Here is a 4,055-nt window from a genome sequence, read left to right as displayed (position 1 = left end):
GGCGTGTACCTGCCCTTTTAGGGATTGAAACAGGACGTAAAGCGACATTTTGTTTAAAAACGAAAAAAGTTTTACCTGCCCTTTTAGGGATTGAAACGTGTTGGGTTGTCACTCAACACAAACCATATAAAAAGTTTTTATTTGTCCTTTTAGGGATCGAAACTATAATAAATGGACATATGCCTAAACTTGTTGTGGTGGGTTTTTACCTGCCCTTTTAGGGATTGAAACGTGTTGGGTTGTCACTCAACACAAACCATTAAAAAGTTTTTATTTGTCCTTTTAGGGATCGAAACCAAATACAATATAAATCTTCTCATCTCTCCCGGCTGGGTTTTTACCCGCCCTTTTAGGGATTGAAACTCACTCAACACAAACCATTAAGAAACAACATTTGTTCAGTTTTTACCCGCCCTTTTATAGATTGAAACTAAGAGAGCAAGTACAGGAGCAGAGAAATGCAATACAGTTTTTACCTACCCTTTTAGAGATTGAAACCTCAACACAAACCAGTAATAAGTTTGTTCTTTTCACATCAGTTCTTACCTGCCCTTTTATAGATTGAAACTTTCCGACTTCTACAGCATAGAAAGGAAGAACAATAGGAACATAACAGAGGGGAAGAAATGCGTAGGACTGAGCAAATTTCTAAACATTCCAATCCAAATGTTTATACTACTTAACAAGTACAGAATAGTTGGTGTTGAGAGAGGGATGGCACTAAAGAGGTTTTGTAATTACCTCATAAAAGAAAGATATTCATACTTGTTAAACTAGTATTAAGGAGGGATATATGAAAGAAGGCAACTTTTGGACATTTATTGAAATCATTGTGAGGAAGTATGCAGCATTTACAAATAGCATTGCGCCGTATATTGAGCTTTTGGGATACGCATTTATGGTTGCAGGATGCTTGTTCACAGTCATAGCTCTTTTACAAAGAACAAGCAAAAAGAAACTTACGAATTCTGGACTTGCGATGGTATTTTCGATAGTGGGTGCAAGCTTTCTGTATGCTGGCAAAATAGTCCCCCCAGTGTCAATATCTATATTTCTGTTCTTCATACTCTACGCACTCGTAGTATATAAGTTTCTTCCAAAGAAGTATGATAAGTTGGTGAGTGTGTGGGTTGAGAAGGATAACGAGGAATACAAGCATGTGTATAAGATAGCGAAGCAGGTTGCAAGAGAACTCGGTATTAAGAAAATGCCAAGGATTGGCATAACGGAGGCGGCAGGGCTGAATGCGTTCACCTACGGTCCTAGTAATGATAAAGCAAGGGTAGTGATACACCGAGGGCTCCTACACGTTCTGTCCGATATCCACCTCAAGGCAGTGTTTGCACACGAGATGGGACATATAAAAAACGAAGACTTCAGAATAACATCGCTTATCATATGGGTTCCGCAGACACTTGTTTTCTTGATAGTACTGACGGTGATTGTTCCCGTTATAATGATAATTGCAGGCTTGCTTATGTTCATAATAACAGACGACAACAAAAACACCAAAAACAAGAGTGACCCAACGCCAACAGTAGCAATGGGGATAATGTACCTCGGTGGCTGGATATTGTGGCACATGGGTATATGGACACTGGCACTTGGGCTGTTCACAATGCCTATATACTTCTGGTTTTTGAGAACAAGAGAGTATCTTGCTGACAAAGCAGTTGTAGACGTTGGTATACCAGCAGTAGTGCTGGCAGACGTACTTGCAATAATAGCTGAAACAGAAAGAACATACAACAAACCTATTGAAGCAGTTGACGACAACTACCCTCTAAAAACACTAGTAGCACTCCTTGAACACAGATCAAAAATATCAATGGTGAACTATCATGATAATCCGAAGGAGCCCAATCTAGTCAACAGTGGTGACTGGATGCTGAAATACGTTGAAGAAACATATAATGAGATTGACGCTGCAATTCCAGAGAACCCAGCAGAAAAACCAAAAAGAGGCGCAAAGATAGAGATAAGCAACAAAAGCTTTGAGGAGCTTATCTACTATGAAAACTTGTTGAGTGGCAGGTGGCTGGGCGAACTCCAACAAGAACCCATACCCTACAGAATACCCATAGACAACAAAATTGTATTTGCTGGCAGAACTGTTACGTACGCAAGAGGCAGAAGCAGAGTGATAGATGCTTTACTGCTCGGTATACTAAAAATTAGGTTTGAAGACAGACTAAAAACGATACTACACACACACCCACTACCAGCACTAAGAGCACTAAAACTACTTAAATACGAACTTGAGGAAAAGAAAAGAAAAACAAATAATATTGAAACTGTTGAACTGTATTAGCACGAAGGGGGGCAAAGCCTCCCCTTTTTTTGTTGAACCACAGACATACGTTTTTACCTGCCCTTTTAGGGATTGAAACCAACGAATAGCAAAAGAGATTAAAGAGATTACTGATGGTCAGTTTAATTGTAAATCGGAGATACTATTAAATAAAATTTAGCAATAATTTTGGGGGAAGTAATGGGTGTAAAGATAAGAGGAGTAGGAATGTATGTTCCTCCTAAAGTTCTGACGAATCACGATTTGGAGAAAATGGTTGAAACTAGTGACGAATGGATAAGAACTAGAACCGGTATAGTGCAAAGAAGAATTGCAGACTCTGAGATAACTACTTCGGACTTAGCAGTAGAAGCTTCCAAGATTGCAATAAAAAACGCAAACCTTCTCCCAGAGGACATAGACGCCGTAATATGTGCTACCATTACTCCAGATATGGTTTTTCCCGCAACAGCATTTCTGATATCTGAAAAACTCGGAATAAAAAAACCAGGTTTTGATATAAACACCGCATGTTCTGGATTTGTCTATGCTTCGGTGATAACAAACTCTTTCCTAAAAAGTGGTGCTTTCAAGAATATTCTGGTTGTTGGTGCAGAGACTCTTTCTAGGATAACAGATTGGCAGGATAGAAATACCTGTGTGCTTTTCGGAGATGGAGCAGGTGCCGTCATCTATACCATAGATGATAGCGAGTCAGATATTCTGGCATTTGAACTAGGAGGAGACGGCGGATTTGCAGATCTACTATATGTCCCCGCAGGAGGAGCAAAAATCCCAGCTTCAGAAGAAAGTATAAAAAACAGATTACACTTTATAAAGATGAACGGAAGAGAAACATTCAAAATGGCTGTCAGAATGATGACAGAGTCTGTAGAGAAAGTTATTCAAAAAGCTGGAATAAGAAAAGAAGACGTAAAACTTGTCATTCCTCATCAAGCTAACATAAGGATAATTGATGCTATTGCGGAATATCTGGGCGTAACCAGAGAGGAAAAAGTATTTGTCAATCTTGATAAGTATGGCAACACCTCCGCAGCTTCTATCCCAATAGCTCTCGCAGAAGCAGTAGAACAAGGCAAAATAAACCGAGGAGATATAATCATACTCGTAGCATTCGGTGGAGGTTTCTCCTGGGGAGCTATAGCACTCAAGTATTAACTTACGTGAGGTTGGTGTATGGATATTCTAAAGGCAATAATAATGGGACTCATACAAGGAATAGCAGAATTTCTCCCCATCAGTAGCTCGGGACACCTTGTTCTTGCCGATCACTATCTTAGAAACATGGGAAAAACAAGCTTATGGTTTGATGTTCTCCTACACATCGCTACATTGATAGTCGTCATAACTTTTTTCTTCAGTGAATTCATGACATTGATCAGAGGAGGTATCAAATTCTATAGATTCTTTGGTGATAAGGAAAGTAGACTATTCTGGCTCATCGTAATCGCTACCGCTTCCACAGTTATAGTCGCTCTCATACTTGAACCCTTCCTCAGAGAAGCTGTAGAAGAGAATTACAAATTGGTTGGTATACTGCTCATCGTCAACTCTTTCATTTTAATCCTTCCCTACCTCCTCCACACCTCACAAAACAAAACACTTGAAAACATTGGCCCCCTTGAAAGCATTTTCGTTGGCATAGCACAAGGAATTGGAGTCCTACCCGGTATCTCAAGATCCGGTATCACAATTTCAACAGGTCTTATCGCAGGACTTGATAGAGCAAGCGCAGGAGTGTTCA

General features: G+C 39.7%; 4 protein-coding genes. All 4 read left to right on the top strand.

Translation table 11 applies throughout. The annotated features are described in order from the left end of the window. The coding region (locus ABDH28_07340) for a hypothetical protein (GenBank protein ID MEN2998828.1) at positions 1 to 221 on the top strand (221 nt) is incomplete at its 5' end. A gap of 572 nt (positions 222 to 793) precedes the next feature. After that, positions 794 to 2,311: a M48 family metalloprotease gene (locus ABDH28_07335; GenBank protein ID MEN2998827.1), complete on the top strand. Its 1,518-nt coding sequence runs from the start codon at positions 794 to 796 to the stop codon at positions 2,309 to 2,311. Between the two features lie 180 nt (positions 2,312 to 2,491). Then, positions 2,492 to 3,469: a beta-ketoacyl-ACP synthase III gene (locus ABDH28_07330; protein MEN2998826.1), complete on the top strand. Its 978-nt coding sequence runs from the start codon at positions 2,492 to 2,494 to the stop codon at positions 3,467 to 3,469. Between the two features lie 18 nt (positions 3,470 to 3,487). Continuing rightward, the coding region (locus tag ABDH28_07325) for an undecaprenyl-diphosphate phosphatase (protein ID MEN2998825.1) at positions 3,488 to 4,055 on the top strand (568 nt) is incomplete at its 3' end.

Source organism: Brevinematia bacterium (assembly GCA_039630355.1).
In the GTDB taxonomy this organism is placed as follows: Bacteria; Spirochaetota; Brevinematia; order DTOW01; family DTOW01; genus SKYB106.
This window is presented reverse-complemented; position numbering and strand designations above follow the sequence as displayed.

Coding starts and splice junctions, on each gene's coding strand:
- ABDH28_07335 (MEN2998827.1), top strand. CDS start 794: ATGAAAGAAGGCAACTTTTGGACATTTATTGAAATCATTGTGAGGAAG.
- ABDH28_07330 (MEN2998826.1), top strand. CDS start 2,492: ATGGGTGTAAAGATAAGAGGAGTAGGAATGTATGTTCCTCCTAAAGTT.